Below are 23,867 nucleotides of genomic sequence, written 5' to 3'. Positions count from 1 at the left end.
AATCTGTTTAATTTCCCACAAGTACGTCTTACATCCCGTCGCAAAATACAGGCTTTTTTTGAACGCCCGGTTTATTCAAACCGCTCTAGTCCGGCCGTAGACTCCGTGTTTATGAGAAAGAACACTAGCGGTCCACGATTCAAGGCACTCCTGGAAGCAGCGAACATCAGCACCACGGATTTCGCAAGGTTCTGGGGCACGGAAGCCCAAAACGTTCATAACTGGTACACCCGGGGCGTCCCGGCGTATCGCATGGAAGAAGTCTCACGCCTGTTGTCGGTCAATAGTGAATGGCTGAAAACCGGGGAAGGCGTCAAGGAGGTCGCGCGCCTGCACCCACCCGCCAGCAACGGCGACACGTTCGATGCCCAGTCCATCTGCGGCGTCTACACCGTCATCAACCCCAGCGACATTGACCTGGCATTTTTCAAGGAAACCCCGATCGCCAACGGCGACGGCAAAACCCACGTCATCCTCGACCCCGACCAATCCCTGCGCCTGCCCCGCGCCCACCTCGATCAACTCGACATCCAGCACGCCAACGCCATCTGCGCGCACATGATCGGCAACAGCATGGCCGATCGCATCGAAGACGGCTCCATCGTCGCCATCGACCGCGGTCTGACCCAGGTCGTCGACGGCGAAATCTACGCCGTAGAACACGACGGCATGCTGCGCATCAAATACCTGCACCGCATGCCCGGCAACGGCCTGCGCATGCGCAGCCACAACAGCGCCGAATACCCCGACGAGGTTTTCCGGCCGGCGCAGATCGAAGAGCAGCGGATTCACATTCTTGGCTGGGTATTCTGGTGGTCGACACTGGGAAAGCGCCGGCCGGTGGTGCCGTTTCTATGACTGTTTGCCAGAACCTGTGGGAGCGGGCTTGCCCGCGAAGAGGCCCTGACAACCGGTACAAATCCCGAGTTTGTACCGCTTCAGTCGCTCTAAACCGCACTTGAGGCTGGGAATCCAAAGCAAAACTCAGTATCCTGCGCCCCACATTCGCGCATCGACCCGCCCAGCGGCTCGGATGACGCCTGACGCGGCAGACCAACGTCTGACCAAGTCCCACAGCCGGACGCAGATCCGGATGTACGTTTTGAAGGCTGGCGCGGTTTACCAAAAATATACCAAGCCAGTCCCCGAGAAGCCGGCCACAAGCCGGCTTTTTAATGCCTGCAAAAAGGCTACGCCTCTCGCTTGGAAGGAATCGAACAAGCTGGGCACCACTGTTCCGAAACGCTTCACAAGGAAGTTAAAACGTGCGATTCGCCCCTCGTTTCACACTGCTTGGACCGGTCATCCTGATCGCTGCGATGAGTTTTTATCTCTCAGGCTGCGTCGGTGCCATCGTGGCTTTGCCTGAGAAAACCACACTCAGAACTGACGAGTACAAAGCTCTAAGTGCTCGTTCGCTCACGCCAGCGATTACCCGAACCGCGCAATCAGCGCCTACCCGTGAATGGTGTGGCATCACGGTTTGGGCGTTGATCATTCCTGTTCCGCTGAAATTGCCCGTGTGTACGTCGTATTCCGAGCAGTCCTTTGGCAGTGACGAGTCCGGCAATGAAATTGTTTTGCTCTATTCAAAACAAACGGTGCCGTCGCCGTTCTAAGCCTGCGGCCCGTTCATGATGCTGGGGCCGATTGTGCATGGTTATCAGGGCAACGCGCTTTGCGGCGTTTTTCCTGATTAGCCGGATTCACGGATAACTGAACGACTTCACCAACGTCAGCTCCCCCGCCGTCCGCATCGGCACTACAAATGTCTCCATCTTCTCGCTCGGCGTGCCTTCTTCAGTAATCACCGTCACCTGCGCCGTGGTCAGCGCCTGCACCGCTTCATCCCCACCTTCGTCATCTCCGCGATACCCGCCGCCGTAATAATTCACATAGACCAGATACTGCCCCTTGATCGGCGCGGGCATGGCGGCGATTTCCGGGCCGTAGCCGGTGGTGACGTCGACGTCGAGGGCGGCGCCGTTGGGTGCGACGCGGTTGCCGTACCAGATGTGGGCGCCATCGGGGGTGATCAGGTGCAGGTCGAGGTCGGTGCCGTCGCTGTCCCAGGCCAGCAGCACGCGCAGTTTGGCCGGGGTGGCGCCGCCGCGGGCGTTGAGGAATTGCGTGCGGTGGCGTTGCTGGCCGTCGGCGCTGCGCACTTCGACGCTGTTGCTGCCATTGGGGAAGGAGAACGGGCGATCAAAGCCGCCGGATGGGTCGATTTTCAGCGGCATGCTGACGCCGTTGACGATCAGGCGGCCGGGTTCGTTGTTCTTCGGCACGGCTTTGATCTGGCCGCTGATTCTGGCGGTATTGGCCTGGCCAAGCGGTGTGTTGACCGACGAGGCCGGGTAGTTGACGGTCTGGCGAAAGCTCTCGCCCTCGCCTTGCGGAGCGCCGCTGCGCCAGCCGCCCACCGGGGTGTCGAGTTTGACGCCATCGGCGGCGAACGCTTGCGGCAGTACGTTGAGGGCACAGAGCAGCAGCAAGACCTGTGGATAACGGAGTGTCATGGTCTATTCCAGCAAAAGGTGACGGGCGAGCCCTTCGATGTAGGTTTCATCCTGGCCGTTGGGGTGTGCTTCGAAGGCCAGGTGCAGATATTCGTGGGTAAGATCGAGGCGATCCTGCAGGGTCAGCACGCCGCGCACATAAATGCGCTGACGCTCACGGTCGACGAAGGGCCGGCCGAAGGCGAGTTTGCATACGGCGAAAGTGCTGACTTCGTTGTAGCCGGTTTCGCTTTCAAGCCTCGGACGCCAGCCGCGCCGCTGCTTCTGCAGCCAGTCTTGCGCGGCGGGCAATGCTTCGCAGGAGGCGACCGGGTTGTCCCAACGGCTGAGGCTGGCGCGTGGATAGGCGTTCAGAAGAATCGCGTCGTAGCGCTGCCCAGCGTTCGCTTGCTCGACGGCTTGCTGCCAGGCGAGTCTGTCCGGGCCGGGCTGGTCGGAGTGATAGGTGACGGTGCTGCCGGCCAGTACCAGATCCGCCGTCCACGCCGTGATGTTGCGTGATTCGGCCGAGGCTGGACGCGGGGCGACGCGCTGGCGATTGCTGCTGTCGTCGATGCTCAGGCAATCGCCGTTGCGCGTGGCGTTTTGCAGCAGATAAGTGCGGATCGCTACGGCCAGCGCCCTGGCGGCTTCGGCGGGTTGCGGTTTGGCTTCGCGCTCAAGGACGCGGGCGACATATTCTTCGCGATCAAGCCTTGCGACGAGTTTGTCGTTGAGCAGAAACAGTTCGCCATCGCTGTGGATGTCCAGCGCATTGCCGTTGGCGAATTCGACGCGGTAGTCGCCGCGCAATGGCCCGGACGTAGCGACACGATCCCCGACCAGAACCTTGGAAACTGGATATTTCGAGAACAGCCCGACTTCCACACAACGCCCCGTGTCCGCTGGCCACGCCGTCGGCAACACGCTGGCCAGCGCCTGAGCGTAATGACGCAGAACCATTTGACTGGTACCGCGTCCACCCGCCCAGATCGGCGCGCCGTCGGCGCTCCAGCCGGCGAATCCACCTTGCCGCGATTGTGCATCCTGGTCGCCGAGCCAGCTCCAGGTTTTCACCCGCAGGCGTCCGCCCAACTCGCCGGCGACATTGCCGTCCGCCGCGTTCAGTACGACATCGAGCAGCACGCGGCGCATCTGTTCCTGCGCTGGCAGCAACGCCAGAACGCTCAATAACTCGGCAACCGAAACCCTTGTTGCCGGTTGCACAGCTGGCAAATCCAGCAACCACGTCGGCGCTTGCCGCGCCTGCCAATACGCTCGCCAATCCGTCGCTGCAATGCCCAACCGCGCCGGTTCGAAATACAGACCGCAGGACTTTACCAGTGCCTGATCCCGCTCGATCTTGCCGCCCGCCGAGCAGCAATAAACTTCTTCTCTGGACTGCCCGCGACATTCATAAGCCGGTTCCCGGGCACCGGTATCCACCAGCCACGCGTAGACGAACAACTTCCACAGACTGCCCAGCGGCGCATCCAGCGACGCTGGCAACGGTTCGCGCTTGATCAGTTGCGTCTGACTCAACGACAACAACTCGCCCTGATAGGCCACGCGCAACGGCTCGTCCTGCGCTGTCGCCAGCGCAGGCATCACACCCATCAGCAGCCACAACAGCGGCCGGCGCATGTCAGTTGACCGTGACCTGACCGAGGGCGGCTTTCGCCTCCTGGGCCTGATGCTGCGGTGCATACACTTGCTTGAAGCGTACCGGCGGCAGGTTGAACTGGCCCTTCTGCGAGAAGCGCACCAGATGACGCAGGCGCAACTCGCCACTCAGCGCGTCGACCGGCACCGCGTAAGCCAGTTGGCCCGGTTCGAAACGCGCCTTCTCCAGCGCGGTCGGTTCGGTGCCGTCCTTGCCCTGCAACTTGATGCCCCACGTCGTGCGCTCGACATCCGCGCCCGGTGGCAGCGGCACTTCAAGCATGCCGTAGCGCAGCGGTTTCGCTGCCTTGCTGGTGAGGATCACCTCGTCCAGGTACAGGCTGTCGCTGGACAGCGGCTTAGTGCCGACCGGCTCGAGTTTGAAGGTGAACGCTTCGTCGCCCGGCACCAAACGCGACAGGCGCCGGGTGATGGTCACGCCCATCGGATCGACCTGCGGCTGTTGCGTCTGGAAGCTCAGTGCTGCACGCAGCGGCCGCTCTTGCGTGCCGGACACGCTCAGCACGCTCGGCAGCGGCGCCGCGCCTTGCCATGTCCAGTACATCTCGCCGCTGGCCCCGTAGTTTTTCTTCCAGCCTTCACCCGGCATCAGCGCGATGGTCGGCGAGGCCTGAGCGATGCTGCGTTGCAGCCAGGTCAGCGCCAGCGCACGTTCCAGCGTCGATTGCTGCGGCAACAGGCGTTGCAACAACGCCGTCGCACGGGCCTGATCAAACGGTTGCAGCGACAGGTTCAGCGCTTCGACGAAGGGCTGCGAGCTGGCCGCCAGACGTTGTTGCGCTGCGCCCAGTTGACGATTGAATGCCTCCGGCAAAGCAACTTTCGCCTGCGTCGCCAACGATGCAGTGAGTACCCGCGCCGCCGCCATACCGAGCGCCGAATCCGGGTCGTTCATCACCAGACTGTCCTGGCCGTCGTCGAGCAAGGTTTCGGCAGCGCCTTCACCGGCCTTGGCCAGATCGTCGATCAAACCGCTGAGCAGCGTGTTCACTGGCAGTTGCATCTGTTTGGCGAACGACAGAATCAGCGCCCGTTGCAGCAATGGCGTATTCGGCGCTTGCTTGGCATAAACCTCCAGCACCCGCTGCCAGTGCTCCGGCGGCAGGGTCAGGTCGAGTACGCGGCTGGCATTCCAGTCGGCGTAATAGGCATAGGCGGTGAGAAAGGCATCGGGCTCGCCGTCGTAGCCCCACCAGGTAAAGCTCGCCGACGGCCCGGCCATTTGCACCAGACGCAGGCGGCTGTTCTGCATGATCAGGCGCAAGCGATCGCGAATCTGCGGATTCGAGGCCAGCGATGGATAAGCGATGCTTAGCGGCAGCAAGCGACTGGCCGTCTGCTCGACGCCGCCGTACGGGTAGCTCAGCAGATCATCGAGGGCGGAACGGAACAGCGCTTGCGGACTGTCATCCAGACGCAGGCGGATATCCGTGGCATCCGCCGGCAAACTCAACGGCGTATCGCCGCTGACCACGTCGAGGCTTTGTGTCTGGGTGACCTGCCAGCCTTCACCGGTGGCACTCAAGCGCACAGCCAGGGCATCGGCGACTTTGCCATCCTGCACCAGCTCCGCCGTCCACTCGCCAGAGGCCAAAGCGAACGCCGGCAGTGGCAGGTAATTGATGCCGCGGTTCAAAGTCACCGGCAGACGTTGTTCGGTACCGGCATAGTGAGTCACCAGTTCCGCCTTGACCGGTTTCTCTGCCTGACTGAAAGCGAACACGCCCAGTTGCGGCTGATCGCCCTTGCGGAATTTGCTCGGCCCGCTCCACTTCAGGTACAGCGGCTTTTCCGAACGGACGAACTGCTTCTTCTGCCCGACCTGACCGTCATCGGCAATCGCCCGCGCGGTGATGCGCCAGCGGGTCAGCGAGTCCGGCATCTTGAAGGTGAAGCGGGTTTTGCCGTCAGCACCGGTCAACAACTCCGGCTGCCATGCAGCGGTGTCGACGTCTTCACGGCGCGGACGCTCAAGCACCTTCACGCCGCGTTCGCTGCGATTGGCCTTGCCCGGTGCGCCGGGGCTGCCCGGCAATGCCACGTCGTAGCTTATGAATGACAGGCTGGCACTGGTGCGCACGTTGTTGCGCCGCGGGTGATAGAAGAACTGGTCGATGCTCGGCGCGACTTCCGGTTGCAACGCATAAACCATTTCGTCGACGACGCTGACCGTCAGATGCGCCGGCACCGCTTTGCCGGCGAACTGCGTGGTCAGGTCGACCGTGACCGTATCGCCCGGCAAGTAGATTGCCTTGTCGGTGCTGATCGCCACGTCGATTTGCGGCGCGGCCACTTTGATCCCGGCGTTCTGGAAGCTGTACTGACCGCCCTTGGTGTAGAGCACGGAGAAGGTCAGATTCGGCGCGAAGTTGTCCTTAACCGGGATCCGCGCGCGGTACTGAGTGTCGCTGAGTTTTTCCAGCTTCAGCCAGTCGCTGCCTTTGGCCAGCAGCGCGGTCGCTTCGACCTTATCGCGCTCCAGCGACAGCAATGCATCGCTGACCGGCTCAGGGAAGGTGATCAGCGCCAGCGCTTCTTCGCCCGCCTTGTACTCGGGTTTGTCGAGGACGATTTCCACTGTGCCCGGCACCGCTTTCACACCGTCGCCGGTGACCGAATGGCCGGTGGCGCCGAGGACGCGACCGTGTTGATCCTTCAGCGTCAGGTTGTAGGTGCCCGGACGTTCAAAAGCGAGGCTGAAACCTTTATCCGTTGCGGCGAGTTTGCCTTCGCCGGTGCTCTGGTCTTCCAGGCGCACCCAGGCGTAGCTGCTCGGCGTCACGGCTTTGCTCTGTTCGGTGCCACCCTCATTCACGTAGCTGAAGGCAACCTTGTCACCGACCGCGCTGAAACGCTGCGGCGCGCTCAAGCGGAAACTCGCCGCGCCACGGTCGATGAGGATTTCCTTGGTGGTCTTGACCCGATAAGCCGCGCCGTCGCTGGCGAACACGGTGAGCATGTAGCGGCTCGGTTTATCGGCTGCCGGCAAATCGAGGGTCGCGTTGCCCTTGCTGTCGGTGGTCAGTTCGGTGCTGGTCAGCTCCACCGGGAATTGCCCGAGGTATTGCAGCTCGTTGTCGACCATCGACAGTTGCTGGGCGCGCAGGCTCAGGCTCAATTTGGCGTTGGCCACCGGTTTGCCGTCCGGGTAGAGCAACACCAGACTGCCTTTCACCGGCTCACCGGTGCGGTAATCCTGCTTGGCCAGATTCAGCGAGATTTCGAAGTGCGGCTTGATGTATTCAGCCACACGGAAAGCACTGCTATAGGCCTGATCCTTGTAGTTGAAACGGATCTCGTAACCACCGGCCACGGCGTTATCCGGCAACTGGAAACGGCCCTGAGTACCGGCCTTGGAATCCAGTTTCAGATCGAGGGTTTGCAATTCGGTCCCCGTGGCATCAAGCACGCTGACACTGACATCCGCCGCGCCCGGCAGCACCGAATCACGGGCATTCTTGAACTCGCGACCGACGATTTTCAACGACACCCAATCGCCCGGACGATACAGCGGCCGGTCGGTGAAGGCGTAAAGTTTGGTGTCGTAGATTTCGCTGTCGTAGTAGAAGTTTTCCGAGACGAACACGCCGCCCTCTTCGTCCTCGCCGATGACGAACGAGCGCTCCGGGCTGACGTGTTTCAGGCGCAGCAAACCGTCGGCATCGGTAGCACCGCTGCTCATCACGCCGAGGCCATCGGTCCACAGCACATTGACCTTCGGCACCGAGCTGCCTTCGTGTTTGCGCGCGGCCCAGACCAGCAGTTCATCACCGGCAATCTTGCTCACCGCGACGGTGTTGGAGACGAAAACCATGGTGGTCGCGCGGTACTTGCCGATCAGCGCTTCAACCAGATACAGCCCCGGCTTCAGGTTACCCAACGGGATGTAAACGTTGCCCGGCGTGACGCTGACGAAGTCACTGGACGAGCCGGCCAGATTGACCCCGGCCGGCGGTTGGATAGGCTTGGCCTGCCACAGCGGATAACGGAACTGGCTGACCACCGGCAGACCCGGGATCAGCGCGAATTGCGGCTGCGCTTCGTACGGCGTCGGCGCGGCCATGGCCTCGCCCATTTTCAGCTCCGGCACTTCTTCGGTGACCTGCTTGCGCGACTCGTAGGAGAACGCACGCTGCATCACCCGCCGGGATTTGCGATACCAGTTGTCCCACAGATAGGCGAGAGTGTTGGACAGACCTTCGCCCTTGAACTGGCCGTCGCTGACGACGCGATGCAGGTTCTTCTGGCGCTTGAGGAAATCCAGCGGCTTGTCGATGCGGTATACGCGAATGTCGGCGCCGCCGTACGGCTCCATGCGAAAACGCCGGTAGTCACGACCCGGGGCCTCGAGGCGGACCATCGCCGGCTCGTCGCTGGCAAAACTGCTGTCGGCAAGCAAAAAGAAACTCTCACCGGCCACCGGCGTGTAATTGCTCGGCTCCACCGAGTCTTCGGCGTTGACCCAGGTAAACGGCAGCAACAACGCCAACAGCAAGAAAATTCGTGAACAGATACGCAACATGCGGGCACCGGTCATTGGGAGAGAAAGTTCAGTCGATAGACGCCGATGAAGTTGGGGTTGGCTGCGTCGGGTATCCATCGGGTGTCCTTCCATGTCATGAGTTGCTGCAGGCTTGCCGAACGCATGCCGTTGTCAGTGGGGGTGGTGGTGCCGGTGTGATAGGCGATGTAGCGGCCCATCCAGATCATCAGGTGCTGGTCGTCGCCCTGATCGAAAAACATCAGGTCACCGGGCCGCGCCTGCGACACATCGCGGCCGACCAGATGGCTGTTGAACTGAATCAGTTTGATCGCGTTGACGTACGGCCCGACCTTGCCGCCGCCCTGCTGCCACTGTTGCGCGAGCTTGCGTTGCGCGTCGCTCAGCGCCAGTTCCGGCGGCAGATAGCGATTGGACAGACCATTGCTGCGCAGCCATTTGTCGTCATGGACTTTCAGCGCTTCGTTGGCGGCAAAGCGCACCAGCCCGGCGCAGTCCTGCTGATACCAGCGCGGGCTCGGCCCCTGGCTCAATTGCTCTTGAGCAATACGCACAAACCAGGCGCGGAATACCTGGGATTGCGCCGGATCGAGCGCTGGAGCTTCAACCGCACGGGCGCCTGCGCTCAGCAGCAACGCGAGCAAGCCGAGGCTGCGGATCAGTGCGCTCACAGCGCTTTCCATTCCAGCGGCAGCCATTGCCAGTGGCCGTCAGGCTCGCTGCCTTCAGGCAGGGTCAGGGCATATTTGCCGTAGCCCCCGAGGGTGCGCAGTTTCGGCATCAGGTAGGTTTGCGCAGCGTTATAAAACACCGGTTCCATGTCCTGCGGCAGGCTGTCGAGGGTTTCGCGCTGCATCAGTTGCGCCATCGCATCCGGGCCGAAGTAGATCGGCATCAATACGTCTTTTGGCAGCACGTCGGCCATCGGCGGGAAGCGCTTGTCGAGGGTGCCGAGGGCTTTGTCGACGAGTTTGTCGTCGAGGGAGAACAGCAGCGTCGAGCCATGACGGGCGAGGCTGACTTTCATGAACGCCTTGCCGGAAATCGCCTCCGGGTTTTCAGCGGTCTTCGCCGCGTACGGACCGAAACTGGAACTGACCTGACGCTGCCAGACGTGGCTCTGGCCTTCCTGCTTGTCGATCACCGGGAATACGCTTTCGGCGACATTCGCTTCGAACGCGCCGACCATTGAGCCGAACAATTTGCCCAGATCACCGTCAAGCTTGCTGCTGTCCTCGTCTTTTAGGCTGGCGACCAGCAGCGGTGTGTACAACCGCGAATCGGCGTACCAGCACAGGCCGGCCGCGCCAGCGACGTGTTCGGTCAGCGTTTGCGCAACAGTTTCATCGGCACCGAGTTTCATCAATATCGGTTTCTGCGGCTCGGCCGCCACCGGCAGGGTCACGCAAGCGCTCGCCCCCAACGGCATCGCCTGCCAGACCGGTTTGAAATCGAAGTCCGGCTGGTTTTCCAGTTCATCCATGGCCAGATAGCTGTGCCAGCCCTTGTCGTCCATGTCGAAACGCAGCCCGGCGAAATTCGGGATGAAGCGCTGATAGCCCATCGCGAGCACGCTGGAATTGACCGACAGACGCTGCTTGGTTTCCGGGTTTTTCGCTGGCAAGCCGAACGCTTCGGGGAAGAGTTTTTCACCGTTGAGCAACGCCGCCAGCGCTTGCGCGGAAACGCGGCCCGACTCTTCCGAGACACCGCTCTCGGGGTCGTAGTACTTGGCTGGATTGGACAACACCACCAGTTTGTCGCCGCGCGACGCGAACAGCAGTGATCTGCTGGCGTTGTAGCTGAGTTGATACAGCGGCACGTCATCGCCGCCGACTTTGAGAGTGCCGAAGATGCTGAGCTGAGTGTCATCCAGCGCCACTTTCGCCAACGGCTCGAGCAGCTTGGCCAATCCGCCGCGATCCATCACCAGCAGGAAATCCTTCAAGCGGCCATCGGCGCCACGCCACAGCGCAACATCGGCCGGTTGATCGAAAAGCTGCTCGATCAGGCTGTCCTGCAACTTCAGGTCATGCTCGTAAATGATCCGCCGCAGGCTGCCGATCAGGCCGAGGCGGTCGGCGTGAGTTTCGTAATAGAAGACGAAATCCTCGGTGAGCGTGGCCTTGAGAAACGGCACCGTCAGGAGGTCCTTGGGCAATTGGCTCAGTGAACGGGTTTCGAGCAAGGCGTCTGGACGGCCGAGGCCGAGCTTGTCACTGGCAAGTGTCGCCGGCGGCGCTTTGGGCTTGAGCAGCAGCCAGCCGAAACCGCCCGCCACACCGGCCACCAGGCACAGGCCGAGCACGACCAGCGGCCAGCGCCGCGAAGGTTTGGCCGCCGGTGTCGCGGCAGCTGGAGTCACAGTGTTATCGCTCATGTTCACAACATCCGAGTTCATCCGTGGCGGGATGCTTAATAGTTGAAAGTCTTGACCAACAGCAGATCACCGATCGCTCGCAGGGGCACGATGAAGGTTTCGCGTTTTTCGTCGACGGTGTTTTCGTTGAGCACCAGGGTGATCTGCGAGGTGATCACCTCGTTCTGATTACTGGTTTCCTCGAAGTTATAGCCACCATCGCCGTAGTTGCCCCAATAGTTGACGTAGACCAGATAGGTGCCGTGCAGCGGCGCGGTCATGGTGAACATTTCCGGGCCCGGGCCGTCGACACCATCCGGGTCGAGGCCGCCGCCATTGCTCAGCGCCGGCCGTGCCCAAAAGGCATGCTGACCGTCGGGGGTGACAATATGCAGATCCAGCTCGGCTTTCGGGTCGTCCCATCCCAAGACAAGACGAATCTTCGCCGGCGTGCGCAGATTATTTGCTTCATAAAATTGCACGCGCTTGAGCGACTGGCCCTCGGCGCTGATCACTTCGACGCTGTTGGAGCCGGCGCCGAAGGCGTAAGGCCGGGCAAAACGCCCCTGATCGTCGGTGTACAGATTCAATGGATTGCCGTTGACTGCGAGGCTGTGCGGCGGACGCATGTGCCCGAGGGCTTTGAGCTGGCCCTGGATCATCGTGCGATTGCGCTGGATGCCGCGATCGATCGGCGGCGTCGGGTAGGCGACCTGCGGATTTTCCGAGCGATCGAGCAAGCCGTGATAACGCCAGCCGCCGACCGGCTCGGACAAATCTGCAGTCGGCGCCGCCCACAGCGCAGGCGCGCAGGCGAGGCCGATCAGCAGCAAAAGAAATGAACGCATGTGACGCCTCCTGCCATGCCTTGAACGAAACCTTGCACCCGATCCTCGGTACTTCACAGCGGTGAACTGCGTTTCGTCTGAATGCCCCGCAACTGTCGAGGCCGTAGAAGCGGCGAAGAGTAGCGATTCGGCAGTTTTTTAACAATCGGATACATGTGTGATTGCTGTAGGAATCGCGCCATCCGGGTAGACGATGAGCCGAATAGCCGGCATATTCGGCTCACCAAATGAGCCGAATAACGTTTTTATTCGGCTCACGCTTCTACGACAGGTGATCAATGACCGCACATTGGATCTGGCAACAACCGGATTGGCCCGACTTCAATTGGCAAGCCGAGCGCCTCGCCCCGCTGCTGCGCGAGTGCGTGCAGACGCAGGGCCGACTCTTGGGAATGGCCGGCTCAGTGGGCGATTCGATGAGCGCACAGAGCGAGCTCGATGCGTTGCTTCAGAACATCGTCACCTCCTCCGCCATCGAAGGTGAGCAACTGAATGTCGGCTCCGTGCGTTCTTCTCTGGCCCGGCGCCTGGGTCTGGAATGGATTGATCGCGATAGCGTCAGCCAGCGTAGCGAGGGCTTGGCGCAATTGATGCTCGATGCCACCCATGGCTTCGACGAGCCGCTGACTCTGGCCCGATTGCTGGAATGGCACACCTGGCTTTTCCCCGCCGAGGAAGCGATGTTCAGCGCGCGGCCAATACTCGTCGGTACCTTGCGCGGCGACGAACCGATGCAGGTGGTGTCCGGACGACTCGACCGGCCAACGGTTCACTTTGAGGCGCCACCGCGCCAAGGGCTGGAACAGCAAATTGAGCGTTTTTTGAGCTGGTTCGAAGCCAGCCGCGATCAGGTTTCGCTGGATCCGCTGTTACGCGCTGGCATCGCGCATTTCTGGTTTGTCACTCTGCACCCTTTCGACGATGGCAACGGTCGTCTGACCCGCACCATCACCGATCTGGCGCTGGCTCAAGGCGAAGCGCAGGCGATCCGCTTCTACGCGATGTCCGCAAGCATTCTCGAGGATCGCGCCGGTTATTACCGGATTCTGGAGTCGAGCCAAAAGGCCACGCTCGATATCACCGAATGGCTGACCTGGTTTTTGCAGACACTGCTGCGCAGCCTGCAGCAAGCCATCACCCGGATAGATTCGGTGTTGGGCAAGACTCGCTTCTGGCAGGCGCACCGCGAATCCGACCTTTCAGCGGAGCAGATCAAAGTGCTCAATCGCTTGCTCGATGGCGGTGAGCGCGGTTTCGAACAGGGCCTCAGCGCAGGGCAATATCAAGCGGTTGCGAAAGTTTCCAAAGCCACCGCGACGCGGCATCTGGCGGAGTTGCTGGACAAGGGCTGCCTGCAACGCCTGCCGGGCGGCGGACGCAGTACGCGTTACAAAATCAACTATCCGGATTGACTCGCCGACCGTTATGGAGAGGCTTGGCGACGGCCCGCTCATTTGCCCATACCCCCCCTATCTGCTAGTGTCGCGCCGGTTTAACGTCTACCGGAATTTGCCGCCATGGCCCGCAAAAAAGCTGCACTGGATTTCGAACAATCCCTCGCCGACCTGCAAACACTGGTCGAGCGTCTGGAGAACGGTGAATTGTCGCTGGAAGACTCGCTGACCGCTTTCGAGCAGGGCATCGGCCTGACCCGTGACTGCCAGGCGGCGCTGGCCCAGGCCGAGCAGAAAGTGCAGGTGCTGCTGGAGCGCGATGGCGAGCTCGCCGAGGAACCCTTCGACGCGGATGAGCCAGAATGATCGCGGCGTATTCGGCGAGCAGTCAGGCCCGGGTCAACGCGGCGCTGGAAACGCTGTTCAACGCGCCGCTGCCGGAACTGGCGCGGCTCTACGAAGCGATGCGCTACAGCGTGATGAACGGCGGCAAGCGCGTGCGCCCGTTGCTGGCTTACGCGGCGTGCGAAGCCCTCGGCGCAAAGGCTGAACAGGCCAGCGGCGCGGCGTGTGCGGTCGAGTTGATCCACGCCTACTCGCTGGTGCATGACGATTTGCCGGCGATGGACGATGACGATCTGCGTCGCGGCCAGCCGACGACCCACAAGAAATTCGACGAAGCCTGCGCGATCCTCGCCGGTGACGGCTTGCAGAGCCTGGCCTTCAGCGCCCTGCTCGACCCGCGCCTGAGCGATTGCAGCAGCGACATCCGTCTGCAGATGGTCAATGCGCTGGCCCATGCAGCCGGTCCGGCGGGCATGGTCGGCGGCCAAGCCATCGATCTCGGTTCGGTCGGTCTCAAACTCGATCAAACAGCCCTCGAGCAGATGCACCGGCACAAGACCGGCGCGCTGATTGAGGTCAGCGTCAAGCTTGGTGCCCTGGCCAGCGGCCGCGCCCAGCCTGATCAGCTGCAGGCATTGCAGACTTATGCACAGGCCATCGGCCTGGCCTTTCAGGTGCAGGACGACATCCTCGACGTGGAAAGCGATACCGCGACCCTCGGCAAACGGCAGGGCGCCGACATTGCCCGCGACAAGCCAACCTACCCGGCGCTGCTCGGCCTCGACGCCGCCAAGGCCTACGCTCTGGAACTGCGCGATCAGGCTCTGCAGGCGCTGCGACCGTTTGACGCGGCCGCCGAGCCGTTGCGCGAGCTGGCGCGGTATATCGTCGAGCGACGCAACTGACGGCGTATCGGCCAAAAAAGACCAACGCGTGGGCAGGGGGCGATGCATCAGGTAAACTGCCGCATCTTTTATACCTATAACGATTCGCCTGATGCCCACGACGTTTCATGAGATTCCCCGCAAGCGCCCGACCACGCCCCTGCTCGACCGCGCGAACACGCCGGACGGCCTGCGCCGGTTAGGCGAAGCCGAGCTGGAAACCCTGGCCGATGAGTTGCGCCTGGAATTGCTCTACACGGTCGGCCAGACCGGTGGGCATTTCGGTGCCGGCCTGGGCGTGATCGAGCTGACCATCGCGCTGCATTACGTCTTCGACACCCCGGACGACCGTCTGCTGTGGGACGTCGGGCATCAGGCGTATCCGCACAAGATCCTCACCGGTCGCCGCGAGCGCATGGCCAGCCTGCGTCAAAAGGACGGCATTGCCGCATTCCCGCGCCGCTCCGAGAGCGAGTACGACACCTTTGGCGTCGGCCACTCCAGCACTTCGATCAGCGCCGCGCTGGGCATGGCCATTGCCGCCCGCCTGCAGGACAGCGATCGCAAGGCCATCGCCGTGATCGGCGACGGCGCGCTGACCGCCGGCATGGCTTTCGAGGCGCTCAACCATGCGCCTGAAGTCAACGCCAACATGCTGGTGATCCTCAACGACAACGATATGTCGATCTCGCGCAACGTCGGCGGGTTGTCGAATTATCTGGCGAAGATCCTTTCCAGCCGCACCTACGCGAGCATGCGCGAGGGCAGCAAGAAAGTCCTTTCGCGCCTGCCCGGCGCCTGGGAAATCGCCCGTCGCACCGAAGAATATGCCAAGGGCATGCTGGTCCCTGGCACCCTGTTCGAAGAGCTGGGCTGGAATTACATCGGCCCGATCGACGGCCACGATCTGCCCACCTTGATCGCCACGCTGCGCAACATGCGCGATCTCAAAGGCCCGCAGTTCCTGCACATCGTCACCAAGAAAGGCAAAGGCTTCGCCCCGGCGGAAGTCGACCCGATCGGTTACCACGCCATCACCAAACTCGAACCTTTGGACGCCCCCGCCGCTGCGCCGAAAGCCGTCAGCGGGCCGAAGTATTCGGCGGTGTTTGGCGAGTGGCTGTGTGACATGGCGGCGGCTGACGCTCGTCTGGTCGGAATTACCCCGGCGATGAAGGAAGGCTCGGATCTGGTGGCGTTCAGCGAGCGCTTCCCCGAGCGTTATTTCGACGTGGCGATTGCCGAGCAGCACGCGGTCACTTTCGCTGCCGGCATGGCCTGCGAAGGCGCGAAACCGGTGGTGGCGATCTATTCGACATTCCTGCAACGCGGTTACGACCAACTGGTACACGACGTCGCCGTGCAGAACCTCGACGTGCTGTTCGCCATCGACCGTGCCGGCCTGGTCGGCGAAGACGGCCCGACCCACGCTGGCAGCTACGACCTGTCGTACCTGCGCTGCATCCCGGGCATGGTCATCATGACCCCGAGCGATGAAAACGAACTGCGCAAGATGCTCACCACCGGCCACCTCTACAACGGCCCGGCGGCGGTGCGTTACCCACGCGGCAGCGGCCCGAATGCAATCATCGAAAAAGATCTCGAAGCGATCGAAATCGGCAAGGGCATCGTCCGTCGTCAGGGCAGCAAGGTCGCCATGCTGGTGTTCGGCGTGCAACTGAGCGAAGCCTTGAAAGTCGCCGAGAAACTCGACGCCACCGTGGTCGACATGCGCTTCGTCAAACCGCTGGATGAAGCGCTGGTACGCGAGATCGCCGCTAGCCACGAGTTGCTGGTGACCATCGAAGAGAACGCAATCATGGGCGGCGCCGGCGGCGCGGTCAGCGAATTTCTCGCCCGCGAAAACATCCTCAAGTCGATGCTGCATCTGGGCTTGCCGGACATTTACGTCGAGCATGCGAAACCGGCGCAGATGCTTGCCGAGTGCGGGCTGGATGAGGCCGGGATCGAAGCGTCGATTCGCCAGCGGCTGGCATTGCTCGCCCAATAAACGCAATACCCTTGTGGGAGCGAGCCTGCTCGCGAAAGCGGACTGTCAGTCAACGATGTGCTGACTGATACACCGCCTTCGCGAGCAGGCTCGCTCCCACATTTGATTTGTGTACACCTGAAACTCCCGTTGGACTGTCCATGAACCTCTCGCGCCTCGCCCTGCCCTTCCTCCTGCTGCCAACCGCCAGCGTCCTTGCCGATACATTCGAACGCGATCAGGCGCTGAAGCTGCCGGACACGCTGATCAGCGCCAATCGTCAGGTCGAGGCGCGCAACGACAGCAGCGCCGCCAACACCGTGTTCACCCGCGAAGACATTGATCGCCTGCAACCAAGCGACGTGCCCGATCTGCTGCGGCGCGTGCCCGGCGTGCAAGTGGCGCAGACTGGCGGGCGCGGCAGTCTGCCGGGGATCTACATTCGCGGCACGCAATCGGCGCAGAGCCTGGTGCTGGTCGATGGCCAGCGCATCGGTAACTCGACTTCCGGCGACAGCAACCTGCAGCATCTGAACATCGAGCAGATCGAGCGCGTCGAAGTGCTGCGCGGTTCGCGCTCGGTGATTTACGGCAGCGACGCGATTGGCGGGGTGATCCAGATCTTCACCCGGCGCGGCACCGAGCAAGGCTTGCAGCCACGCCTGCATCTGGGCTTTGGCAGTCAGCAGACATGGGAACGCAGCCTCGGCTTGTCCGGCGGCGACGACAAAACCCGCTTCAACCTTGGCGCCAGCCTCGACGAAACGGCCGGGCTCGACCGTACCCACGAGTCGTATCCAAGCGACAGCGACCATGACGCCTACCGCAACAAATCCCTGAGCCTGAGCCTCAGCCACGCGCTGACCGATGACGTCGAAGTCGGCGCCAATCTGCTGGATAACCGTGGCAGGAGCGAATTCGACAACCCGTTCGGCCGCTTCGACATGGACACTTTCGAGTCGGTGCAACAGCAGCCATACAGTGATTTCAATGTCAGCAGCGTCAGCAGTTACGTCGATGCGCGGGTCAACGAAACCTGGAAAACCCGCATTGAATTCGGCCACAGCGAAAACCGCGAGAAGACTTTCGACAAGCTCAGTGACGAGCGCACGGTGTTCAACACCTATCGCGACTCGGTGAACTGGCAGAACGACCTGACGCTGAACGCGCGCAACAGCCTGATTCTGGGCGGCGACTGGTATGAAGACCGGGTCAAGAGCAGCACTGCGTTTGACGAGGACAGCCGCTGGAATCGCGCCGCGTTCATCCAGCATCGCTACCAGGCCGACAGCTTCTCTACCGAGATCGGCCTGCGCCACGACGACAACCAGCAGTTCGGCAGCCAGAACACCTGGAGCGGCACCTTCACCCTGCCGCTGAACCCGGACAACGACGTGCTGCTGAGCTACAGCGAAGGTTTCCGCGCGCCGACCTTCAACGACCTGTACTACCCGGATTTCAGCAATCCCGACCTGAAACCGGAAACTTCGAAAAGCTACGAACTGCAATGGCGCAGCCAGTTGAGCGACAGCGCGCGGCTGGAAGCCTCGATTTACCGTACCGACCTGGAAGACGCGATCATCTTCGGCAGCAACTCACGCCCACAGAACGTTGCGTCAGCGCGCATCAACGGTTTTGAAGCAGCGTTGAAGCAGGAGCTGTTTGGCTGGCAGAGCAATCTCGGCGTGGCGATCATTGATCCGCGAGATCGCGATACCGGGCATACGCTGGCGCGACGGGCGCGGCGCACGGCCAGTTGGGATGTGGATCGGCAGTTTGATCGCTTGGGACTCGGCGCCAGTTGGCAATTGGTCAGCGGCAGTTACGACGACTTGAACAACACCCAGTCGCTGGGCGGCTACGGCACGCTCGGGCTGCGCAGCAGTTGGGCGCTGAACCGTGAGATCAAGCTGGATCTGAAGGTGGACAACTTGCTGGACAAGGGCTACAGCCGGGCGAACTACAGCTATGACGGCGCGCAGTATGGCTATCGCGAGGAAGGTCGGGCATGGATGTTTGGGGTGACATGGACCCCGGAAATTCGCTGAGATCCAATGTAGGAGCTGCCGAAGGCTGCGATCTTTTGACCTTGCTTTTGAAGGTGCCAAGAGCGCTGAAGATCAAGATCAAAAGATCGCAGCCTTCGGCAGCTCCTACATGTCCGGCGCGATCAACTGGCAGAGTTTGGCGGTGGCGCTAATCATCTGCCCGCTTGGTCGCTCGAGGCCTTTGTCAGTGACCAATAGCAGTCTCCCCTGCCTGACTGCTGCCACCTGCGGCCAGGTCTTCCACGCTCCTAGCTGGGCCTGATCACCGGCGACAATCACTTCCGGATCACGCTGCAACACAGCCTCGATACTCACCTGCGGTGCCGGCAGATTCAGCTCGGCGAAGACATTGCGCGCGCCGCACACCTCAAGCGCATCGCTGATGATCTGCCCGCCCCCCACGGTGTAAAGCGGCTTGTCCCAGACCTGATAAAACACCCGCAGCGGCACATCACGACGATAACGCTGACGAAGGTCATCCAGTTGTTTACGCAATTCGGCCGCTCGTTGCGCCCCGCGCTCAGGACGCCCGAGCTGTTCGGCAATGGCTTCGATCTGCGCCGCGAGTTGCGTCAACGTGTGCGGCTCGGCGACGAAGGTCGGAATGTTCAGGCGCTTGAGCTGATCACGCTGCCCCGCGCCAACACTGCCGGGCCAGAGCAGCAGCAAATCCGGTTTCAGGCTGAGCAAGCGCTCCATGTCGAGCTGGCCGTAGCGACCCACTGATGGAACATCGGCAATCGCCGCCGGCCGCTCGCCCGCATCCAGCACGCCGACTAACAGGTCGGCAGAGTCCAGTTCAACGACGATTTCAGACAGCGAGGGGGCGAGGCTGACCACCCGCATTGCAGCCAGCACCGGGCTGCTCAGAACGAGCAGCACAACCGCCAGCCACAGGCGAGGCATCAACCGAGTTGACGCGGAATACGATAGAGGTAGAACAGCACGGCGGTGGACAGCGCCAGCAACATCAACGGCACGGCTTCGAGGCCGACGAATACCGCCAGTGCGCCGATCCAGGCCGGCAAAGACGCCACCAGCAACGCCGCACGCCGACGCGCCGCAAGGGCAATCCAGGCGGCGGGTTCTTCGGCGGTATCGAGGGCTTTTTGCGTGGCGATCAGGGCATGTTTGTAGCGGGCGAAATACTTCAGGCTGACAAACATCGAGGCGACGCCAGCGATGAACAAAGGCATTGCCATCACTGGCAACAGGCCCTGGCCTTCACCGAACAGCGCGTTGAGCACGAACAGCGGCAACAGCGCCAGCGCCAGGTATTGCCACCAGGCCACCGCCAACCGCCGCCGTACCTGGCCGCGGGTCACGCGCGGTCGACCTCGCCCTGATGCTCGTTGCCCATCATGTGGTCGAGCTTGCTGGCCTTGGTCGCCAGGTAGAGTTTGTTGTGCGGATTGTGCCCGGTGTGCAGCGGCACACGCTCGGCGACGACGATGCCCATGTCGGTCAGCGCTTTGACCTTGCGCGGGTTGTTGGTCATCAGGCGCAGGGATTTCACGCCCAGATGCTCAAGCATCGGCAGGCACATGGCGTAGTCGCGCTGATCGGCGGCAAAGCCCAGACGCTCGTTGGCTTCCACGGTATCGGCGCCGCCGTCTTGCAATTCATAGGCGCGGATCTTGTTCAGCAGACCGATGCCGCGCCCTTCCTGACGCAGATACAGCAGCACGCCACGGCCTTCGCGCGCAATCGCCTGCAAAGCTGCCTCTAATTGCGAGCCGCAGTCGCAACGCTGGCTGAACAAGGCATCGCCGGTCAGGCATTCGGAATGCAGGCGACCGAGTACCGGGGCGCCATCGGCAATTTCACCGAGGCTCAGCACGACGTGCTCACGCCCGGTGCTCTCATCGAGAAAGCCGTGCATGGTGAATTGCGCAAAAGGCGTTGGCAGCTTGGAAGCGGCGACGAAGACGACAGGCACCGATGTGCTCCTGATCTAGAAGACTGAAAATTCGCAGGCGGGCATTGTAACAGCAGGTTCCTACAGACGCTTAGGCTGAATTATCGGGCATAACCATCAAAAAGTTTGATGACAGCTGCCATGCGCTCCCACAGGATATTGTGATCATTTTGGATCAAACGGATACGGCTGCTGCCACTTCTCGAAGACCGGCTTCAACTCTCCGCTCTTGACCAGTTCCGCCATGCGCCGGTCATACAGCGCCATCAACGCGCGAGCCTGTGGGGTATCGGCGAAACCGAGAAACAGCGGCAACTCAGCCAGATGCGAATAGCGATACTGCGCTGGATCCGCGGCATCGCGCACGACCGCTTCAATCTCGGTCAGCGCATCGATGTAGTAATCCGCCCGGCCCTGCTTGAGCATCAGCAGAATGCCGGTACGTCGTTCGATCTGGTTGAAACGCTGGATGTTCGGCAAGTAGTTTTCGTAGCGGTAGCCGCGCACCCAGGCCAGACGATATTTGCCCAGGGTCGCCTGGGTCGGCGGCGGGCTGCTGGACAGGCCCAGCGCGTAGATGTGATCAGAATCGAACTTCGATTGCGGGTACAGCACGTGCTCGGCTTCGTCGCGGTAGGAGCCGACCAATGCGTCGACCTCCTTCAACTGCACCAGCCCGATCGAACGGGTGTACGGCACCGTGCGGATATCCAGCTTCACACCGGCCGGCTCGAACACTTTGCGCAACACGTCCCAGGCCAGACCATGGCCATCGGCGGCGGTGTAATCCTCCCAGTCTTCGCTGGCCAGATGGATCACCGTAGGCACAGGCACGGCGGCCTGCGCATGGGCGAACGTGCCCAGCAGAGCCAGAAGCAGCAGCGCCAACCCGCGTCGCAGCATTGCGTGTTTCCTCACGTGAGTCGAATCAGGCGAAAACCCAGACCAGCCCTTGCATCGCCAGCCAGGCAAACACACCGGCCAGCACGTCGTCGAGCATGATGCCGACGCCGCCATGCACATGCTTGTCGATCCAGCGGATCGGCCACGGCTTGAGAATATCGAAGAAGCGGAACACCAGAAAACCCGCGAGCAACCAGTACCAGCCTTCCGGCACCAGCCACAGGGTGATCCACATGCCGACCATTTCGTCCCAGACGATGCCTTCGTGGTCGTGCACGCGCAAATCGTCAGCGACTTTGCCGCACAGCCAGAAGCCGAACAGCATGGTGATGCCGAGCATCAGCCAGTAGCCCCAGTCGGGCAGCATCTGCCACAGCGGAATGAACGGCAGCGCCACCAGCGAGCCCCACGTGCCCGGCGCTTTTGGCAAGGTGCCGGAGCCGAAGCCGAACGCGAGGAAATGCCACGGATTGCGCCAGACCGAAGGAGGCACGAATTCGGCAGGGACCTGTTTCGGGTGATCTGTCACGGTGTCTCCTGAAAATGTTGGTAGCCGCGAATCTGCGGAGTGATGTCGCGCCCGTCGCGGTCCAGCAGCAGCACGCCCTGGCCCGGCAGCACACGGCCGATCACATGAATCGGCCAGCCGTCGGCCAGCAGTGCCGGCAACTCGGCGGGCGGCAAGGTGAAGGCCAATACGTAATCATCACCACCGCTCAATGCCGCGCGCTCGGCACCGCGCTGACCGAGAAACGCGACTAAAGCATCCGACAACGGTACACGCTCGCGTTCAATCTCAAGTCGTACCTTCGACGCCAGCGCGATATGTCCGCAATCGGCGAGCAGGCCGTCGGAGATGTCCAGCGCCGCCGTGGCCTTGCCGCGCAGCGCCTGACCGAGGGCCAGTTGCGGTTGTGGCGACCAGTAATGCTCGAGCAGCGGCTGCGCGATATGCGCTTCGGCATCACGTTGGGCCAATACCAGCGGCAAGGCGCCGGCGGCATTGCCCAGTTCGCCGCCGACGCAGAGCAGATCACCGGCCTGCGCACCGCTGCGGGTCAGTCCCTGGCCAGCGGGTACGCGGCCGAACACGGTGACCGTCAGGCTCAACGGTCCGCGCGTGGTATCGCCGCCGACCAGCGCCACGCCGCAGCTTTGCGCCATGCGGTTCAAACCACGGGCATAGGCTTGCAGCCAATCGGCAGTCACCGTCGGCAAGGTCAGGGCAAGGGTAAAGGCAACGGGCGCGGCGCCCATGGCGGCCAGGTCACTGACCGCGACGGCCAGCGAGCGCTGACCGAGCAGAAACGGATCGCAGGGGTCGGCGAAATGCACACCGGCCACCAGCGTATCGGTAGAAACCGCCAGCTGTTCCCCAGCGGGAACCGCCAGCAAGGCGCAGTCGTCGCCGATCCCCAGAGCAACGCCTTCGCCGCCCTGCGCACAAGGCGCGGCGGCGAAGAAATTGCGGATCAGCTCAAACTCGCCCATGGCCGAGAAAAATTATTCAAGCGCCGATCAGCGCTTGAACGCCTTCACTTCAGCTTCACGCAGGCGCGGGGCCAGCTTGTCGAGCACGCCGTTGACGAACTTGTGGCCGTCGGTCGAACCAAACACCTTGGCCAGCTCGATACCTTCGTTGATCACAACGCGATACGGCACGTCGACGCGCTTGAGCAGTTCCCAGGTCGACAGGCGCAGAACCGCCAGTTCAACCGGGTCCAGCTCTTCGATCGCCAGATCCAGGCAAGGCGTCAAGGCAGTGTCGATTTCGGTCTTGAACTGCGGAACCCCGTGAAGGATTTCACGGAAGTAGGCACCGTCGACATCGGTGAAATCGTTATCAACGCGAAACTGCGCTTCGATCTCGTTCAGCGATTGCCGGGCCATGTGCCACTGGTACAGCGCCTGGGTCGCGAGCTGACGGGCTTCGCGACGCTTGGCGCTCTTCGACGGCTTGCCGGCATCCGCAGGTTTCGGATCGCGCGGGTTGAAACGATCGCTTTCGTCGCTAATCACTTGGCCTCCAACTGCGCCAGCAGGCTGACCATTTCCAGAGCGGACAGGGCAGCTTCGGCACCTTTGTTACCGGCCTTGGTGCCGGAACGTTCGATGGCTTGCTCGATGGAGTCAACGGTCAGCACGCCGAAGGCGACCGGTACGCCGAATTCCATGGAGACCTGGGCCAGGCCTTTGGTGCACTCGCCAGCCACGTATTCGAAGTGCGGAGTACCGCCACGAATGACCGCGCCAAGGGCGATGATGGCTGCGAACTCGCCTTTCTGGGCGACTTTCTGCGCAACCAGCGGGATTTCGAAGGCGCCCGGTGCGCGGATGATGGTGATGTCGCTTTCGCTCACGCCGTGGCGAACCAGGGCATCAACGGCACCGCTGACCAGGCTTTCAACCACGAAGCTGTTGAAGCGGCCCACTACCAGAGCGTAGCGGCCTTTAGGGGCGATGAAGGTACCTTCGATGGTCTTCAGGGTCATTCGT

21 protein-coding genes are annotated in these 23,867 nt (G+C 61.9%); 7 read left to right on the top strand and 14 right to left on the bottom strand.

Going from position 1 to position 23,867, the window contains the following annotated elements; genetic code table 11:
* Positions 1-111: 111 nt before the first annotated feature.
* The gene (locus tag KVG85_RS23130; protein ID WP_073475694.1) at positions 112-858 is read left to right on the top strand and encodes a S24 family peptidase; all 747 of its coding nucleotides are present in this window, start codon (positions 112-114) and stop codon (positions 856-858) included.
* A 407-nt stretch (positions 859-1,265) separates the two neighbouring features.
* On the top strand, positions 1,266-1,619 hold the full coding sequence (locus KVG85_RS23125) for a hypothetical protein (protein WP_225926891.1): 354 nt from the start codon (positions 1,266-1,268) through the stop codon (positions 1,617-1,619).
* Positions 1,620-1,706: 87 nt separating this feature from the next.
* Here KVG85_RS23125 and KVG85_RS23120 read toward each other — a convergent pair whose 3' ends face one another.
* The 6 genes from KVG85_RS23120 to KVG85_RS23095 are packed head-to-tail and all read right to left on the bottom strand — an operon-like array spanning position 1,707 to position 11,889.
* Positions 1,707-2,519: a YfaP family protein gene (locus tag KVG85_RS23120; RefSeq protein WP_217865132.1), complete on the bottom strand. Its 813-nt coding sequence runs from the start codon at positions 2,517-2,519 to the stop codon at positions 1,707-1,709.
* 3 nt (positions 2,520-2,522) lie between these two features.
* On the bottom strand, positions 2,523-4,142 hold the full coding sequence (locus KVG85_RS23115) for a DUF2300 domain-containing protein (RefSeq protein WP_217865131.1): 1,620 nt from the start codon (positions 4,140-4,142) through the stop codon (positions 2,523-2,525).
* A 1-nt stretch (position 4,143) separates the two neighbouring features.
* Positions 4,144-8,718 (bottom strand): alpha-2-macroglobulin family protein, encoded by a 4,575-nt coding sequence (locus tag KVG85_RS23110; protein WP_217865130.1) that lies wholly within the window; start codon positions 8,716-8,718, stop codon positions 4,144-4,146.
* Positions 8,715-9,365 (bottom strand): DUF1175 domain-containing protein, encoded by a 651-nt coding sequence (locus KVG85_RS23105; protein ID WP_071173713.1) that lies wholly within the window; start codon positions 9,363-9,365, stop codon positions 8,715-8,717. The genes KVG85_RS23110 and KVG85_RS23105 overlap by 4 nt, the downstream gene beginning before the upstream one ends.
* Entirely contained in the window at positions 9,350-11,062 is a 1,713-nt protein-coding gene (locus KVG85_RS23100) for a DUF2138 domain-containing protein (RefSeq protein ID WP_217865129.1), read from the bottom strand. Before KVG85_RS23100 ends, KVG85_RS23105 begins: the two co-directional genes overlap by 16 nt.
* 35 nt (positions 11,063-11,097) lie before the next feature.
* Positions 11,098-11,889, bottom strand: coding sequence for a YfaP family protein (locus KVG85_RS23095; protein ID WP_217865128.1), 792 nt, complete (start codon positions 11,887-11,889; stop codon positions 11,098-11,100).
* Positions 11,890-12,167: 278 nt separating this feature from the next.
* Between KVG85_RS23095 and KVG85_RS23090 the strand changes: the two genes are divergently transcribed.
* The 5 genes from KVG85_RS23090 (at position 12,168) to KVG85_RS23070 (ending at position 18,550) form a co-directional block, all read left to right on the top strand.
* Positions 12,168-13,301: a Fic family protein gene (locus KVG85_RS23090; RefSeq protein WP_217865127.1), complete on the top strand. Its 1,134-nt coding sequence runs from the start codon at positions 12,168-12,170 to the stop codon at positions 13,299-13,301.
* Between the two features lie 105 nt (positions 13,302-13,406).
* On the top strand, positions 13,407-13,649 hold the full coding sequence (locus KVG85_RS23085) for an exodeoxyribonuclease VII small subunit (RefSeq protein WP_016772991.1): 243 nt from the start codon (positions 13,407-13,409) through the stop codon (positions 13,647-13,649).
* A complete protein-coding gene (gene ispA / locus KVG85_RS23080; RefSeq protein ID WP_217865126.1) occupies positions 13,646-14,533 on the top strand; it encodes a (2E,6E)-farnesyl diphosphate synthase in 888 nt (295 codons plus the stop codon). Before KVG85_RS23085 ends, ispA begins: the two co-directional genes overlap by 4 nt.
* 91 nt (positions 14,534-14,624) lie before the next feature.
* Positions 14,625-16,523, top strand: a complete 1,899-nt coding sequence (dxs, locus tag KVG85_RS23075; protein ID WP_217865125.1) for a 1-deoxy-D-xylulose-5-phosphate synthase — start codon at positions 14,625-14,627, stop codon at positions 16,521-16,523.
* Between the two features lie 140 nt (positions 16,524-16,663).
* On the top strand, positions 16,664-18,550 hold the full coding sequence (locus tag KVG85_RS23070) for a TonB-dependent receptor domain-containing protein (protein ID WP_217865124.1): 1,887 nt from the start codon (positions 16,664-16,666) through the stop codon (positions 18,548-18,550).
* 105 nt (positions 18,551-18,655) lie between these two features.
* Here the strand turns inward: KVG85_RS23070 and KVG85_RS23065 are convergent, their stop codons facing one another.
* From KVG85_RS23065 to ribH, 8 genes are all read right to left on the bottom strand, one after another.
* Positions 18,656-19,456, bottom strand: coding sequence for a cobalamin-binding protein (locus KVG85_RS23065; protein ID WP_217865123.1), 801 nt, complete (start codon positions 19,454-19,456; stop codon positions 18,656-18,658).
* A complete protein-coding gene (locus KVG85_RS23060; protein WP_217865122.1) occupies positions 19,456-19,875 on the bottom strand; it encodes an MFS transporter in 420 nt (139 codons plus the stop codon). The genes KVG85_RS23065 and KVG85_RS23060 overlap by 1 nt, the downstream gene beginning before the upstream one ends.
* Positions 19,872-20,489, bottom strand: a complete 618-nt coding sequence (gene ribA, locus KVG85_RS23055) for a GTP cyclohydrolase II (RefSeq protein WP_024014485.1) — start codon at positions 20,487-20,489, stop codon at positions 19,872-19,874. Before ribA ends, KVG85_RS23060 begins: the two co-directional genes overlap by 4 nt.
* A gap of 144 nt (positions 20,490-20,633) precedes the next feature.
* Positions 20,634-21,371, bottom strand: coding sequence for a substrate-binding periplasmic protein (locus KVG85_RS23050; RefSeq protein ID WP_217865121.1), 738 nt, complete (start codon positions 21,369-21,371; stop codon positions 20,634-20,636).
* A gap of 25 nt (positions 21,372-21,396) precedes the next feature.
* Complete coding sequence (locus KVG85_RS23045; RefSeq protein ID WP_039761886.1) at positions 21,397-21,900, bottom strand: phosphatidylglycerophosphatase A family protein; 504 nt, start codon at positions 21,898-21,900, stop codon at positions 21,397-21,399.
* Positions 21,897-22,862: a thiamine-phosphate kinase gene (gene thiL / locus KVG85_RS23040; RefSeq protein WP_217865120.1), complete on the bottom strand. Its 966-nt coding sequence runs from the start codon at positions 22,860-22,862 to the stop codon at positions 21,897-21,899. Before thiL ends, KVG85_RS23045 begins: the two co-directional genes overlap by 4 nt.
* A 27-nt stretch (positions 22,863-22,889) precedes the next feature.
* Positions 22,890-23,390, bottom strand: a complete 501-nt coding sequence (gene nusB, locus KVG85_RS23035; protein WP_024014489.1) for a transcription antitermination factor NusB — start codon at positions 23,388-23,390, stop codon at positions 22,890-22,892.
* Positions 23,387-23,863 (bottom strand): 6,7-dimethyl-8-ribityllumazine synthase, encoded by a 477-nt coding sequence (ribH, locus tag KVG85_RS23030; RefSeq protein WP_003228649.1) that lies wholly within the window; start codon positions 23,861-23,863, stop codon positions 23,387-23,389. The genes nusB and ribH overlap by 4 nt, the downstream gene beginning before the upstream one ends.
* Positions 23,864-23,867: the final 4 nt, after the last annotated feature.

The organism is Pseudomonas triticicola (genome assembly GCF_019145375.1).
Lineage (GTDB): Bacteria > Pseudomonadota > Gammaproteobacteria > Pseudomonadales > Pseudomonadaceae > Aquipseudomonas > Aquipseudomonas triticicola.
This window is presented reverse-complemented; position numbering and strand designations above follow the sequence as displayed.

What these genes read in the sequence shown, in the direction of transcription:
- KVG85_RS23105 (WP_071173713.1), bottom strand. Translation starts at nt 9,365, where the DNA reads ATGGAAAGCGCTGTGAGCGCACTGATCCGCAGCCTCGGCTTGCTCGCG.
- KVG85_RS23065 (WP_217865123.1), bottom strand. Translation starts at nt 19,456, where the DNA reads ATGCCTCGCCTGTGGCTGGCGGTTGTGCTGCTCGTTCTGAGCAGCCCG.
- KVG85_RS23130 (WP_073475694.1), top strand. Translation starts at nt 112, where the DNA reads ATGAGAAAGAACACTAGCGGTCCACGATTCAAGGCACTCCTGGAAGCA.
- KVG85_RS23090 (WP_217865127.1), top strand. Translation starts at nt 12,168, where the DNA reads ATGACCGCACATTGGATCTGGCAACAACCGGATTGGCCCGACTTCAAT.
- ribH (WP_003228649.1), bottom strand. Translation starts at nt 23,863, where the DNA reads ATGACCCTGAAGACCATCGAAGGTACCTTCATCGCCCCTAAAGGCCGC.
- KVG85_RS23070 (WP_217865124.1), top strand. Translation starts at nt 16,664, where the DNA reads ATGAACCTCTCGCGCCTCGCCCTGCCCTTCCTCCTGCTGCCAACCGCC.
- thiL (WP_217865120.1), bottom strand. Translation starts at nt 22,862, where the DNA reads ATGGGCGAGTTTGAGCTGATCCGCAATTTCTTCGCCGCCGCGCCTTGT.
- KVG85_RS23110 (WP_217865130.1), bottom strand. Translation starts at nt 8,718, where the DNA reads ATGACCGGTGCCCGCATGTTGCGTATCTGTTCACGAATTTTCTTGCTG.
- KVG85_RS23085 (WP_016772991.1), top strand. Translation starts at nt 13,407, where the DNA reads ATGGCCCGCAAAAAAGCTGCACTGGATTTCGAACAATCCCTCGCCGAC.
- KVG85_RS23095 (WP_217865128.1), bottom strand. Translation starts at nt 11,889, where the DNA reads ATGCGTTCATTTCTTTTGCTGCTGATCGGCCTCGCCTGCGCGCCTGCG.
- dxs (WP_217865125.1), top strand. Translation starts at nt 14,625, where the DNA reads ATGCCCACGACGTTTCATGAGATTCCCCGCAAGCGCCCGACCACGCCC.
- KVG85_RS23050 (WP_217865121.1), bottom strand. Translation starts at nt 21,371, where the DNA reads ATGCTGCGACGCGGGTTGGCGCTGCTGCTTCTGGCTCTGCTGGGCACG.
- KVG85_RS23120 (WP_217865132.1), bottom strand. Translation starts at nt 2,519, where the DNA reads ATGACACTCCGTTATCCACAGGTCTTGCTGCTGCTCTGTGCCCTCAAC.
- KVG85_RS23100 (WP_217865129.1), bottom strand. Translation starts at nt 11,062, where the DNA reads ATGAGCGATAACACTGTGACTCCAGCTGCCGCGACACCGGCGGCCAAA.
- KVG85_RS23115 (WP_217865131.1), bottom strand. Translation starts at nt 4,142, where the DNA reads ATGCGCCGGCCGCTGTTGTGGCTGCTGATGGGTGTGATGCCTGCGCTG.
- ispA (WP_217865126.1), top strand. Translation starts at nt 13,646, where the DNA reads ATGATCGCGGCGTATTCGGCGAGCAGTCAGGCCCGGGTCAACGCGGCG.